The 12,048-nt window shown below is 44.6% G+C and carries 16 protein-coding genes; 7 read left to right on the forward strand and 9 right to left on the reverse strand.

Annotated features, from left to right (window positions below; translation table 11 throughout):
- Positions 1-13 precede the first annotated feature (13 nt).
- The 3 genes from DSM107010_RS19940 to DSM107010_RS19950 form a co-directional block, all read right to left on the reverse strand.
- Positions 14-271 carry a winged helix-turn-helix transcriptional regulator gene (locus DSM107010_RS19940; RefSeq protein ID WP_241994277.1) on the reverse strand — a complete coding sequence of 86 codons (258 nt, stop codon included), beginning with the start codon at positions 269-271 and terminating at the stop codon, positions 14-16.
- A 209-nt stretch (positions 272-480) separates the two neighbouring features.
- Positions 481-1,116, reverse strand: a complete 636-nt coding sequence (locus tag DSM107010_RS19945) for a GNAT family N-acetyltransferase (RefSeq protein ID WP_127023718.1) — start codon at positions 1,114-1,116, stop codon at positions 481-483.
- Between the two features lie 78 nt (positions 1,117-1,194).
- Complete coding sequence (locus DSM107010_RS19950) at positions 1,195-1,779, reverse strand: LOG family protein (protein ID WP_106169062.1); 585 nt, start codon at positions 1,777-1,779, stop codon at positions 1,195-1,197.
- Between the two features lie 106 nt (positions 1,780-1,885).
- Here DSM107010_RS19950 and DSM107010_RS19955 point away from each other — a divergent pair, with 106 nt between their 5' ends.
- From DSM107010_RS19955 to rdgB, 3 genes are all read left to right on the forward strand, one after another.
- Positions 1,886-3,322, forward strand: coding sequence for a phosphoglucomutase/phosphomannomutase family protein (locus DSM107010_RS19955; RefSeq protein ID WP_106169063.1), 1,437 nt, complete (start codon positions 1,886-1,888; stop codon positions 3,320-3,322).
- A gap of 124 nt (positions 3,323-3,446) precedes the next feature.
- Positions 3,447-3,674 (forward strand): nitrate/nitrite transporter NrtS, encoded by a 228-nt coding sequence (gene nrtS, locus DSM107010_RS19960; protein ID WP_106169064.1) that lies wholly within the window; start codon positions 3,447-3,449, stop codon positions 3,672-3,674.
- A 14-nt stretch (positions 3,675-3,688) separates the two neighbouring features.
- Complete coding sequence (gene rdgB, locus DSM107010_RS19965; protein ID WP_106169065.1) at positions 3,689-4,291, forward strand: RdgB/HAM1 family non-canonical purine NTP pyrophosphatase; 603 nt, start codon at positions 3,689-3,691, stop codon at positions 4,289-4,291.
- Positions 4,292-4,367: 76 nt separating this feature from the next.
- Here rdgB and DSM107010_RS19970 read toward each other — a convergent pair whose 3' ends face one another.
- The 5 genes from DSM107010_RS19970 to msrA form a co-directional block, all read right to left on the reverse strand.
- Entirely contained in the window at positions 4,368-4,706 is a 339-nt protein-coding gene (locus DSM107010_RS19970) for a P-II family nitrogen regulator (protein ID WP_039717719.1), read from the reverse strand.
- Between the two features lie 252 nt (positions 4,707-4,958).
- The gene (locus DSM107010_RS19975) at positions 4,959-5,486 is read right to left on the reverse strand and encodes a hypothetical protein (protein WP_015154847.1); all 528 of its coding nucleotides are present in this window, start codon (positions 5,484-5,486) and stop codon (positions 4,959-4,961) included.
- A 92-nt stretch (positions 5,487-5,578) separates the two neighbouring features.
- A complete protein-coding gene (gene thiD / locus DSM107010_RS19980) occupies positions 5,579-6,370 on the reverse strand; it encodes a bifunctional hydroxymethylpyrimidine kinase/phosphomethylpyrimidine kinase (protein ID WP_106169066.1) in 792 nt (263 codons plus the stop codon).
- Positions 6,371-6,433: 63 nt separating this feature from the next.
- Complete coding sequence (gene crtW, locus DSM107010_RS19985; RefSeq protein ID WP_015154849.1) at positions 6,434-7,237, reverse strand: beta-carotene ketolase CrtW; 804 nt, start codon at positions 7,235-7,237, stop codon at positions 6,434-6,436.
- A 498-nt stretch (positions 7,238-7,735) separates the two neighbouring features.
- On the reverse strand, positions 7,736-8,392 hold the full coding sequence (gene msrA, locus DSM107010_RS19990; RefSeq protein WP_106168501.1) for a peptide-methionine (S)-S-oxide reductase MsrA: 657 nt from the start codon (positions 8,390-8,392) through the stop codon (positions 7,736-7,738).
- 208 nt (positions 8,393-8,600) lie between these two features.
- Here msrA and DSM107010_RS19995 point away from each other — a divergent pair, with 208 nt between their 5' ends.
- The 4 genes from DSM107010_RS19995 (at position 8,601) to DSM107010_RS20015 (ending at position 11,502) form a co-directional block, all read left to right on the forward strand.
- Positions 8,601-10,103: a phenylacetate--CoA ligase family protein gene (locus DSM107010_RS19995; protein ID WP_015154851.1), complete on the forward strand. Its 1,503-nt coding sequence runs from the start codon at positions 8,601-8,603 to the stop codon at positions 10,101-10,103.
- 96 nt (positions 10,104-10,199) lie between these two features.
- Positions 10,200-10,550 (forward strand): YtxH domain-containing protein, encoded by a 351-nt coding sequence (locus DSM107010_RS20000; protein WP_039716885.1) that lies wholly within the window; start codon positions 10,200-10,202, stop codon positions 10,548-10,550.
- Positions 10,504-11,085 carry a hypothetical protein gene (locus DSM107010_RS20005; protein WP_015154853.1) on the forward strand — a complete coding sequence of 194 codons (582 nt, stop codon included), beginning with the start codon at positions 10,504-10,506 and terminating at the stop codon, positions 11,083-11,085. The genes DSM107010_RS20000 and DSM107010_RS20005 overlap by 47 nt, the downstream gene beginning before the upstream one ends.
- Before the next feature lie 132 nt (positions 11,086-11,217).
- Positions 11,218-11,502 carry a DUF427 domain-containing protein gene (locus DSM107010_RS20015; RefSeq protein ID WP_015154854.1) on the forward strand — a complete coding sequence of 95 codons (285 nt, stop codon included), beginning with the start codon at positions 11,218-11,220 and terminating at the stop codon, positions 11,500-11,502.
- A gap of 253 nt (positions 11,503-11,755) precedes the next feature.
- Here the strand turns inward: DSM107010_RS20015 and DSM107010_RS20020 are convergent, their stop codons facing one another.
- Entirely contained in the window at positions 11,756-12,007 is a 252-nt protein-coding gene (locus DSM107010_RS20020; RefSeq protein ID WP_015154855.1) for a hypothetical protein, read from the reverse strand.
- Positions 12,008-12,048 lie beyond the last annotated feature (41 nt).

The following is a 12,048-nucleotide window of genomic DNA, read 5'->3' on the forward strand; positions in this document are numbered from 1 at the left end:
GCGATTTGGTACTTCATTCATGGCTACAATGCAGAGTTAGACAGGATTTGAGCTTCACCACTACTTCCATATCACTACCCGGTCGCCCCATGCCAACTGGCATCGGTTGATACTCAATCAGCTGCTCATTCTGCAAATTTTTCAGATGCCGTTGTGTTGCTTGCCGACTAATTGATAAAGCTTTCGCCAACTGCTGTGCTGTTGCTTGTCCTTGTTTCAGTAAATAAGCCAAAATCTCCTGTTTGGTAGAATAAGACTCAGTGGTTGTCATAGTTCTATCTCCTAACCTATTCAGTAATAGGTCAAGGGCAGTTGGAACTGTTTGCCAATCCTTCTCTCAATAATCTGCATTACTGAGCAAAGCAATTGTTCGGCTTGAGTAGCGCTTTTGTTGTTGAGCTAGCCTTATCAAAATTATGTAACAAAATTAGGCAACAAAGTAGTTGTTTAACTCCAGAGGGTAGCCAATTGCAAGCAATCCTAGCTATGGTGGGAAAAGTCAGATTTTATATGCAGACTATATAAAGAACGATCGAATTGATACTCTTCGCGAGAGATAGCATAATACAGCACGTCTAATCCTTCTTTATTAGCGCGCTGGACAAATCTCATACCAATTCTTTCCATTACTCGCACCGAAGCAATATTTTCAACATCAGTATTAGTAATAATCTGCTGAAATTTATGTTCTGTAAATCCATATTGAATCATGGCTGTTGCAGCTTCTGTTGCTAGTCCTTGACCCCAATATTGCGGTGATAAACCATAGATTAGTTGTAATTCTGGTGGCTTTTCGTAAAAGAATCGGAAACCACAGAAGCCAATTAATTCTGAATTTTCTTTAGAAAAAATACTCCACTGACCAAAACCGTGTTGTTCAAAACACTTGGTATTATTTTCAATTTCTGTGGCAACCCACTCTCGCGGCATAATTTTATCGTCGCATAAGTATCTTCTGACTTGAGGATCGATGAAAATGCGGTGCAGATCATCTAAATCTGCTACTGCATAGGGACGGAATTTGAGGCGAGATGTATGAATTTCTATAAAAGGAAACATACTTTCTATTAGTCCGCGTAGGCAGACTTGGTTTGTGTAGTCGCGAATTTTATTCACCCAATACTCAATTACTTACTACACTTATGTCGAACAAACTTCGATAATAGTTTAAGATATGTATCGCTAAACGAAAATTCAAACCTCAGTATCTTGCCTCAACCACTTTTCAACGGTTATTGGCTGATAGTTAGCTAACAAATCAAGTAAATCTTCAGATGACGACGATTCTAATACCAAAGAACGTAATTCCGATCTTAAAAAATCTTCTGTAACGGCGCGATCGAATAACTGTAATAGCGGATCGTAATAACCCTCAACATTTAATAAACCTTGGGGTTTTTGATGCAATCCTAACTGCGCCCAGGTAAGAATCTCGCAAAATTCTTCCAACGTGCCATATCCTCCAGGTAAGGCAATAAATGCGTCGGCTAATTCTGTCATCAATGCTTTGCGATCGTGCATGGAATCGACGACATGTAGTTGCGTCAGTCCGTTGTGGGCAATTTCCTTGTCAACTAAAAACTTGGGAATAACCCCAATTGCCTCACCACCTGCGGCTAAAGCGGCATCGGCTACCATACCCATCAAACCTACATTACCACCACCGTAAATTAAGCTTAATCCCCGACGCGCGATCGCCTCGCCCATTGCTTGGGCAGCTTCTTGGTAGATAGAACGATTACCCGTACTGGAACCGCAGAATATGCAAATAGATTCCATAAAAGTTCCTCAAATTCATCAAACGTAATCCAGAGGCGCAAACTTCTTCATTGCTTATTAAACCAGAGATGTTAAGATCCAGCGTTAGGGTTCTGGGGTAAATACCATGCCAGGAATTGGCAATAAAATCAAGTTTGGTACGGATGGTTGGCGCGGTATCATTGCTGATGAGTTTACATTTGAACGCTTAGCGTTAGTTGCACCGATCGCCGCTCAAGTTTTAGCACGAACGTACGGTAATACTACAGGTAGCAATACGATTATTGTGGGCTACGATCGCCGCTTCATGTCAGAGGATTTTGCCCGTGCAACAGCCCAAGCCGTTACAGCGGTAGGGTTTGACGTACTTTTATCAGAAACTTACGCTCCCACTCCTGCTTTTAGTCTAGCGGCAAAACAGCACAACGCTCTGGGTGCTTTAGTCATTACTGCTAGCCACAACCCAGGTAGCTATTCAGGATTGAAAGTTAAAGGCGCTTTTGGCGGTTCTGTCCCGCCAGAGGTGACAAAGAATATTGAATCTTTATTAGATCGTCCATCCTCTACCAGTGCCAATCCTGGGAAAATGACAACATTCAATCCTTGGTCTAGCTACTGCGACACTCTACGGGCAAAAGTCGATCTCGATCGCATTCGCTCGTATATTACTCAAGGTAAACTAACAGTCTTTGCTGATGTGATGCACGGTGCAGCCGCAGGGGGACTAGCACAGATATTAGAAGTACCAGTCAACGAACTTAACAGCGATCGCGATCCGTTATTTGGTGGCGGCGCGCCAGAACCATTACCAAAATACCTTTCTCGTTTATTTGAAACCATCCGTACCCATAGTGCTGAAAAAGGCAATTTGGCTGTAGGTTTAGTATTTGATGGCGATAGCGATCGGATTGCAGCTGTAGACGGACAAGGTAATTTTCTTAGTTCCCAAGTCCTGATTCCCATTTTGATCGAACACTTAGCCGTAAATCGCGGTATGAAAGGCGAACTCGTCAAAACTGTCAGCGGTTCTGACTTAATGCCCCGCGTTGCAGCTTTACATCAGATCCCAGTTTCCGAAACTCCGGTGGGATACAAATATATTGCCGATCGCATGTTGGAAACCCAAGTTTTGCTTGGGGGTGAAGAGTCAGGCGGGATCGGTTATGGAACGCATATTCCCGAACGAGATGCTTTACTTTCTGCCTTATATGTGCTAGAAGCCGTCGTGCAATCTGGACTAGATTTAAGCGCCCTCTACCAGCAACTCCAGTCAAAAACTAACTTTCACTCTGCCTACGATCGCATCGATCTACCCTTAGCAAGTATGGAAGTGCGATCGCGTCTCTTGGATCAGTTGCAAACTCAGCCCCTCAAAGAAATTGCTGGAAAAGCTGTAGTCAACTGTCAGACGATTGATGGCTACAAATTCCGCTTGGATGATGATAGCTGGCTGATGATTCGCTTTAGCGGCACTGAACCTGTCTTGCGCTTATACTGCGAAGCATCAACAATTGAACAGGTGCATCAAACCCTCAATTGGGCAAAGGATTGGGCGGAAAGCTAGGGCAGGGGGACAAGGGGGATTTTAGATTGAATTTGAAATCTAATATCCAAAATTGATTCACCAGATACTCTTGACGGTTCGCCCGTCAATTTAAAATTCCCTCGGTGGCTATTCTCTACTTTCCATGAAAGCGATCGCAGGATATTTACGCAGTTTGTTCGATCGAAAATTTGTCTTTACGGGGTTGAAGACCGCTCTATTTGTAGGCACGATCTTGTTTACGATTAATCATGGTGGAGCATTGCTGCGTGGAGACATGGATCGGGAACGCTGGATATCTGGAATGCTGACTTACCTCATGCCTTATTGCGTCAACGTCCACGGTCAGTACATAGCTCGCCGTAGACTATAGACGGATACAAGTAAATGAACTCAAAATCCGAAATCCAAAATCCAAAGTTTCTGGTTGTTGCGACTGGCAATCCAGGTAAGTTAAAGGAAATGCAAGCCTACCTGACCGATCTAAACTGGGAATTGACCCTCAAACCGTCAGATCTGGAAGTTGAGGAGACAGGCAATACTTTTGTTGCCAACGCTTGCTTGAAAGCTTCTCAGGTAGCAAAAGCAACTGGACAATGGGCGATCGCTGACGATTCTGGTTTACAAGTCGATGCTTTAGGTGGCGCTCCTGGGATCTACTCTGCCCGTTATGCTAAAACCGATGCAGAGCGGATCGAACGGGTTTTACAGGAACTAGGAGACGCGGCAAATAGACAGGCGCAATTTGTCTGCGCGATCGCGATCGCCCGTCCTGATGGGGCGATCGTCCTGCAAGCCGAAGGCATTTGTCGCGGTGAAATTTTGACTGCACCACGGGGCATAGGAGGCTTTGGCTACGATCCGATTTTCTACGTTCCCGATCGGCAAATGTCATTTGCCGAAATGCCACCCCAACTGAAACACGAAATTAGCCATCGCGGACGAGCCTTTCAAGCCCTGATTCCCCAGTTGCAAGTGATGCATGGATAGTGACTAGCGGCTAGACTCAATTCTTGTCACTAGCCACTAGTTACTAGTCACTGATAACTGATAACTGAGAACTAGCCTAAACTGCCTCCAGATTCTTTTCACCTGTCCGAATGCGGACGACTTCTTCCACAGGACTGATAAAGATCTTGCCATCGCCAATCTCTCCAGTACGGGCGGCGGCGATGATTTTGTCTACTACCATGTCTACCTGTGCGTCTTCGATGACGATCTCTACTTTGAGTTTTTGCAGAAACTCTACCGTATACTCGGAACCGCGATAGCGTTCTGTCTGTCCTTTTTGTCGTCCAAAGCCTCGGACTTCTGAAACTGTCATGCCCACAATGCCAGCGTTGACGAGGGCAATTTTCACTTCATCGAGTTTAAAGGGTCGGATAATTGCTTCTACCTTTTTCAATTTTCTCACTCCCGTTTGTTTATCGTTTTATATTGGTGTGTTTTACTGCTGTGATTCACCAAAGGAAAATTATCTCTTAGTTTGAGTGCGATCGCACTGTTTGAATTACTGCGTAGATTGCCTCCATCCTGTTTTTCTACACTCGATCGATCCCAAATGCAATAGCTGGAACTTATTTGTAGTATCATCCTCTAGTGTGAAGTATCGTATTAATTAATACATTTTTTAGAAGAAGGCAGTCAGTGCGATCGCTTAACGATTGGATGTTAGAGGGCGAACCAGGAGAAATCCAGTACTAAATGCTGTCACGACTACGATTGAAACTGCGATCGCCAATCCCCAGCCATTCATTCGAGTAGCGTCCGATGGGGAACGGTGATGGTGATTATCTGCTTCCACTTCTTCAACTGCTACAAATTCTGAAGCATGTCCGCCGCCAGTTTTCATTGTCACACCGCCTTGGTGTCCGGCACGACCAGCCGGCGGGCGCTTTGGTTTAACTCGATCCTCTCGTTCGGGGCGATCGTTTTCTATTTGGTTCGCCACAGTCGTATCAACCACTTGTTGTAGATAGGAAACATGCTGTACGACTTTTTCAATTTCTTGGCGGAGGTGTTGATTTTGTCTGGCTAGCTGCTGATTTTGCGACTTGAGAGCGTCAATTATCTCCTGGGTAGCTTGCAACTCCAATGCCAATTCCCGATAGACCGAAAGTGGCACAGAGGGCATATAGTGATGAGATGTTGGATGATGATGAGCAGAGCTGGAGCTAGATCGCATGGTTAGCGCCGTCAAAAGAAATATTCGCCACCAGTTTAGCCAGATTTTGCTACTTTCACAGCTAAGTTGTAATATTTATCAGTTATTAGGAGTCAGGAGCCAGAAGTCAGGAGGGGAAAGAAATGCCCGACAGGTCCTTGTCCTTTGCCAATGTTGAGGGCGTGTTTCAAGGCTGTGGTAACGTATTCTTTCGCTTGCCGTACAGCAGTTAATGGCTCTTTCCCCAAAGCGAGATTGGCTGCGATCGCGGCGGCTAGGGTACAACCCGTACCGTGGGTATTTTTTGTATCGACTTGGGTTGTCGTTATTATCTCCAGGCGATCGCCATCAAACCAAACATCAACGCCGCGCACCTCTCCTAACATTCCTCCACCCTTGACTAACACAGCCTTTGCTCCCGTCCGGCGAAAAATGTCCTCAGCCGCAGCTTTCATGTCATCTAAGCTATGAATTTCTTTCCCACTTAAGATCTGCGCTTCGTAGCGGTTAGGGGTGACTATGGTTGCTAGAGGGATGAGTTGCGATCGCAAGCTTGTTACTGCTGCATCATCAATTAACTGCGCTCCCGTGCGCGACACCATCACGGGATCGACAACCAATTTATCTATACTTAAGCTCTCAACTTGCTGGGATACGGCTGTAATAATTTCCCGGTTGAGCAACATCCCAGTTTTTACACCTTGAACCCCGATATCCTCAACCACCGCTTGAATTTGAGCAACAACAGCAGCAGCAGGTAAAGCATCAACTCGCGTAACACCCAAAGTATTTTGAGCCGTGATACAAGTAATCGCACTCGTACCGTGTACGCAATGGAAGGCGAAAGTTTTCAGATCTGCTTGAATTCCAGCCCCGCCGCCGCTATCCGATCCCGCAATTGTCATTGCGACTGGTACTGTCGCTGGTAGCGAGTTATGAGTATTGTGTAATTGGTCACTGGTCACTGGTCACTGGTCACTGATAACTGATTCTTCTCTTTTCATCCTATAGACTTCTGGTAATTTCCACCAAGGAACTTGGGGATATTCGTGATGTTCTTCGTGATATCCAAAGTGGTAGCAAGCAAGAAACGACCAGAAAGACACTATGTGAGTTGATTGGGCGCGATGAATATTTTCGTAGCCTGCTCTTGGTTCTCTGTGAGTTAAGAACGTACCAAAGTAAAACAACTGTACCGAACTGAGAATTGCTGGTAACGCCCAAAATAAAATGAGGTGGGCTCTAGATATATTTAATAATACATTTGCGCTATGAAAAAGGAGTGTTAAGCCAATGATTTGTCGCCAACTCCAATAGTTTCCAATAAAATATAAGTACCAGGCAAAAAAGTTTTTCTGCTTGCCGTTGTGAAAATCGGGATCGAGTTGACTGGCTGGATGTCGGTGATGCGCCCAGTGCTTTTGCAGCAATCGATTGTAAGGAAATAAAGCATATAAACTTACAGCGACTCTACCAAACCAGCGATTTATTTGGAGATGATTTGGAGCGACTAGTCCATGCATGGCATCATGGGCTGTAATAAATAAGCCTGTATACAAAAATGTTTGCCAAACTATTGCTAATAGAATTCCCCAGATTCCCAGTTTTTCTAGTTGACTTGAGAGGAGAAAGCATAAACTAGCTATCCAAGTCACAATAATCGTTAAGGCAATTATAATCCCCTTATATGTATATGAATAACCAATATTCAATCGCGTTTCACTTTGGTTTAAAGCACTTTGTTGTAAAGGGTTCGGAATCGATGCAACCATGTCAGAGTAGAATCCTTAGCAAACGTAGAAGTAGACAAGCCAAACTTGAAGGCATTTGATGCAAGCCTTCCTTATCATATACGAATTTGTTAATTTTTGTTAATCTACCAAAGATAGATATGTTTTTAGTAGATATAAAATAGTTCTAGAGTTAGATTTGAAATAGTTATTCATGCAGCAAGGTTTGTCTGAGATTAGCTTTAATTCAGATGACAAAAGGTTTTTACTATTGCAATTTAAATAAGAAGGGGAAAAATTCTCATCTAACTCGCGACAGATTGCTTGTTGGTAAAAAGCTTTACGATCAAAGACTTAGGGAGTAGAGAGCAGAGCCAAACAAATCTACGAAAAACTTTATTTGTTGTCGGAGTGAAACTTTAAAGATATTTGTTGCGATCGCGCCGAGGAAAATAAAATTAGTTGATTAATTATTAACTTTATTTTTAGTTATAAATATTTTCTATAGTAGGGAGCGTTACTAACGCCCCCTACGTTGTTCTAACTTGCTATCAATCCCACCGGACAGGCTACATTCGTACCCCCTAAACCACAATACCCGCCAGGATTCTTTGCCAGATATTGCTGATGATATTCCTCTGCCCAATAAAATTCGGGAGCATCAATAATTTCAGTGGTTATCTTGCCATATCCTGCCTGAGTCAAGGCTTGCTGATAGGTATCTCGCGTTGCTATTGCTAATTGTTTCTGTTCTTCAGAGTAGACGTAGATTCCCGAACGGTATTGGGTTCCGACATCGTTTCCTTGCCGCATACCCTGAGTTGGGTCGTGGTTTTCCCAGAAAACTTTCAGCAATTGTTCGTAACTAATGACTTTGGGATCGTAGACGACAAACACAACTTCATTATGACCCGTCATCCCCGAACAAACTTCTTTATAAGTGGGGTTGGGCGTAAAACCAGCCGCGTAGCCAACAGCAGTGATAAAAACGCCATCTAACTGCCAAAACTTGCGTTCTGCACCCCAGAAACAGCCCATACCAAACATAGCTGGCTCCATACCGGTAGGATATGGCGGCTTGAGAGGATTTCCATTTGTGTAGTGAGTCTGAGGTACGGGCATTGCTTGCGATCGTCCGGGTAAAGCCTCCTGAGGAGAAGGCATAGCGATTTTTTTACCAAATCCGAATATCATTATTGTTTTCCTAACTCTCAATCTCTAAACAACAGCTTTACCTTACTTAACATTGTAGAGATTTTAGTGAGTAACAACACGATCGCCGAGAAAAGCAAACAGCAAAAAAGCAAGAAGAATGAAACAACAAAGTGGTTTAGGTAAATCGACTTTGTTGCAATAGTCTTGATAAGATCGTTCCAATCCGGTTGGTCGAAAACAATCACAGGTAATGCAGCAAGAACAAAGCGATCGCGTATTAACAGCCTTGCAAGAGTTTTTCACTACACCTCTAGCAACGAAACTAAGCAAGCATCAACAAGTTTCTCCTCAAGCTGCTGCCTTAGAGTTATTTCGCGATGTGGCTGCAACTGTACCAGCATACAAAACTTTTTTGACGGCACGGGGAATCGAGCCAACAGCAATTCAAACTTTGGCAGACTTTCAACAACTGCCGCTACTGACAAAAGACAACTACCTACGTTGTCATTCCCTGCCAAATTTTTGTCGGCACGGACAACTAGAAAGATGCGATATGGTAGCAGCATCATCGGGTTCTACGGGGAAACCAACGTATTGGTTGCGCTACCTGACCGACGAACTGCAAATTGCCACCCGCTTTGAACAAATATTTCACGATAGCTTTTTTGCTGACACCCGCCCCACTCTAGCAGTTGTCTGTTTTACGTTGGGAACTTGGGTAGGTGGGATGTTTACAACTGATTGCTGTCGCCACTTGGCAAGTAAGGGTTATCCCATCACTGTTGTAACTCCAGGGAATAACAAAACAGAAATCTGCCGTGTCGTGCAAGAACTGGGTAGTTTATTCGAGCAAGTAGTATTGCTGGGATATCCGCCCTTTCTCAAAGATGTCATTGACACTGGTAGAGCTAACGGCATAGAGTGGCAGCGCTACCAAATCAAATTAGTCCTAGCAGGAGAAGTCTTCAGCGAAGAGTGGCGGAGTTTAGTAGGGGAACGAGTGGGAGCAAACAATCCCTACTATGATTCTGCTTCACTCTACGGCACGGCTGATGCTGGCGTGTTAGGCAATGAAACACCTTTGAGTATCTGCATCCGACGTTTTTTAGCAGAGAATCCAGAAGTAGCCCGTAGCTTATTTGGGGAATCGCGCTTACCCACCTTAGTACAATACGATCCGCTCAGCCGCTTTTTTGAAGTGCAAGACGGCACGCTACTATTTTCGGGCGATAATGGCATTCCCCTCGTGCGATATCACATTGCCGATACAGGTGGAATCATTGCTTACGATGCCATGCTGGAATTTTTGCGATCGCACGGATTCGACCCAATCGTCACTTTACAGCAACAAGGAACGAGAGGCATCCATGCTCTACCTTTCGTCTACGTGTTTGGGCGTGCTAATTTTACTATTTCTTACTTTGGCGCAAATATCTATCCCGAAAATGTCATCGTTGGCTTAGAACAACCGCAGATTCGAGAATGGGTGACGGGTAAATTTGTAATGGAAGTGAAGGAAGATGCCGATCGAAACCGTTTCTTCTCTATAGTGGTAGAGTTAGCACCAGGGGTAGAGGGAAATGAAGCAAAAAGAAATGCGATCGCCACCTCAATTCACGCGCAATTGCTCCGACTCAATAGCGAATTTGCCAATTACGTCCCCCCCGAATATCAAATTCCTCACGTATCCCTCGCCCCCACCGGAGATCCAGAGTACTTCCCCGTAGGAGTCAAGCATCGATATACAAGATGAAGTCGCAAGTAGAGACGTTACATGTAACGTCTCTACATTGATAACTGACAACTGACAACTGACCTTACAATGAGTGTAGAGAGAAAACCCTCATATATGCCTAACAACCGTTCAGGAGTCTTTATCGGCGGTTTTTTATTAGGTGCTGCCGTCGGCACTTTAACTGGAATGTTAATCGCCCCACGTAGCGGACGAGAAGCGCGACAGTTGTTGAAAAAATCTGCTAATGCTATCCCAGAACTAGCAGAAGATTTATCGACTAGCGTGCAACTCCAGGCAGACCGTCTTTCAGGATCGGCATTACGTAGTTGGGATGATACATTAGAACGATTGCGAGAGGCGATCGCGGCTGGGGTTGAAGCCAGTCAGCAAGAGCGTCAAGCCATCAAACGGCAAAATAATGAGATTACTTCCGATTCCCGTACTGCTTATACAGATCGCCCGTAGTGCCACTGCGATCGATCCGCTGTTTTGGCTCGGACTGTCACTACTGCTAGTTGCTATTAGCCTCACAGCAGTTTTAGTGGCAGCCGTGCCAGCTTTTCACGAATTAGCACGGGCATCTCGCAGTGCCGAAAAACTCTTCGATACGCTCAAACGAGATTTGCCTCCAACTTTAGAAGCAATTCGCTTGACAGGGTTAGAAATTAGCGATTTGACCGATGATGTGAGCGATGGGGTAAAAAGTGCGGCACAAATTGCCAAGCAAGTCGATCGCAATTTAGATCGAGCCAAGGAACAAGCAAGAAGCGTCGAGGTGAATACTCGCAGCGTCTTCACAGGTGTAAAAGCAGCCTGGAAAACTTTCACCCGTAGCACCCCTAACCGCCATAGTCGCGATCGCCTTCCAGCAGAATCAAGGCAACCCTTACCCACATACTTCAATAAAAATTCAGATAGTGACTTCGACAAGGATACAGTCATCCCAGAAGAAAATCGTCTCAAATCGCCTCCTTTCTACTTTGATGACGAAGAGGAATGAATTGTAAATCGTAAGTCGAGAATTCACTGGTCACTGGTCACTGGTCACTGGTCACTGCTCATGCGCTCCCTGCTCTTGATAGAGTCATAATGATATCTGGAGAGTTTGTGAATTGAAGCAAAATAATTAACTATGGCGAAAGCAATTTGGAATGGAGCTGTCTTAGCTGAAAGCTCCAAAACAGAGATCGTTGAGGGCAACCACTACTTCCCTCCCGATGCGATCGACAAGCAGTATTTTCAAGAATCTTCCACTCATACGACTTGCCCTTGGAAAGGAACTGCCAGCTACTACAATGTTGTCGTTGATGGACAAGTCAACAAAGATGCTGCTTGGTACTATCCCACAGCCAAAGAGAAGGCAAAAAATATTGAGGGTTACATTGCCTTCTGGCGTGGAGTAAAAGTCGAATCATAGTCAGTCATTGGTCACTGGACATCAGAGGTGAAAGGTGAGAGGTGAGAGGTGAGAAAAATTAGTTATCAATTACTAAGTTCTTTTACTCTTACCTTCTGTCTCCTATCTGCGGACGATCGCCGATCCTATCAGGATTTCTCGATCGTCTAGTAGCACCAGTTCTCTATCAGTACAAATGACCAATGACGTAGGCGTAGACACCCGAAGGGTGTCTTCTCGAAGAATAGCCCTTCCCGAAGGGTATGACAAATGACTACCTAGCCCGAGCTTTTTTTGCCTGCTTAACCAGTACGGGTCTGGGTTTTTTCTTTTTGTATTTCGGGTCTTCCACCATACGAGACATGGGAGGACGGCAAGTTTCACAATACAGAGGTCTAGGACCATAACTCTCCCGTTCCGTGGGTTGACTGCATTGCTGGCAGATGAATTTATATAACCGAGTATGGATTGTACGTTCGTGGGCGCGGACTGTGTACTCTCGAACAAAAACCTTTTTGGATGGCATGACAAACAAAACCTAGCTATGGTGTATCCAATATGCTAACT

This window comes from Chroococcidiopsis cubana SAG 39.79 (assembly GCF_003991895.1).
GTDB lineage: Bacteria > Cyanobacteriota > Cyanobacteriia > Cyanobacteriales > Chroococcidiopsidaceae > Chroococcidiopsis > Chroococcidiopsis thermalis.

Excerpts from the sequence above, each read along its gene's own strand:
- DSM107010_RS19940 (WP_241994277.1), bottom strand. The coding sequence starts at position 271 with ATGACAACCACTGAGTCTTATTCTACCAAACAGGAGATTTTGGCTTAT.
- DSM107010_RS19950 (WP_106169062.1), bottom strand. The coding sequence starts at position 1,779 with ATGGAATCTATTTGCATATTCTGCGGTTCCAGTACGGGTAATCGTTCT.
- DSM107010_RS19955 (WP_106169063.1), top strand. The coding sequence starts at position 1,886 with ATGCCAGGAATTGGCAATAAAATCAAGTTTGGTACGGATGGTTGGCGC.
- nrtS (WP_106169064.1), top strand. The coding sequence starts at position 3,447 with ATGAAAGCGATCGCAGGATATTTACGCAGTTTGTTCGATCGAAAATTT.
- rdgB (WP_106169065.1), top strand. The coding sequence starts at position 3,689 with ATGAACTCAAAATCCGAAATCCAAAATCCAAAGTTTCTGGTTGTTGCG.
- DSM107010_RS19975 (WP_015154847.1), bottom strand. The coding sequence starts at position 5,486 with ATGCGATCTAGCTCCAGCTCTGCTCATCATCATCCAACATCTCATCAC.
- thiD (WP_106169066.1), bottom strand. The coding sequence starts at position 6,370 with ATGACAATTGCGGGATCGGATAGCGGCGGCGGGGCTGGAATTCAAGCA.
- crtW (WP_015154849.1), bottom strand. The coding sequence starts at position 7,237 with ATGGTTGCATCGATTCCGAACCCTTTACAACAAAGTGCTTTAAACCAA.
- DSM107010_RS19995 (WP_015154851.1), top strand. The coding sequence starts at position 8,601 with ATGCAGCAAGAACAAAGCGATCGCGTATTAACAGCCTTGCAAGAGTTT.
- DSM107010_RS20000 (WP_039716885.1), top strand. The coding sequence starts at position 10,200 with ATGCCTAACAACCGTTCAGGAGTCTTTATCGGCGGTTTTTTATTAGGT.
- DSM107010_RS20005 (WP_015154853.1), top strand. The coding sequence starts at position 10,504 with ATGAGATTACTTCCGATTCCCGTACTGCTTATACAGATCGCCCGTAGT.
- DSM107010_RS20015 (WP_015154854.1), top strand. The coding sequence starts at position 11,218 with ATGGCGAAAGCAATTTGGAATGGAGCTGTCTTAGCTGAAAGCTCCAAA.
- DSM107010_RS20020 (WP_015154855.1), bottom strand. The coding sequence starts at position 12,007 with ATGCCATCCAAAAAGGTTTTTGTTCGAGAGTACACAGTCCGCGCCCAC.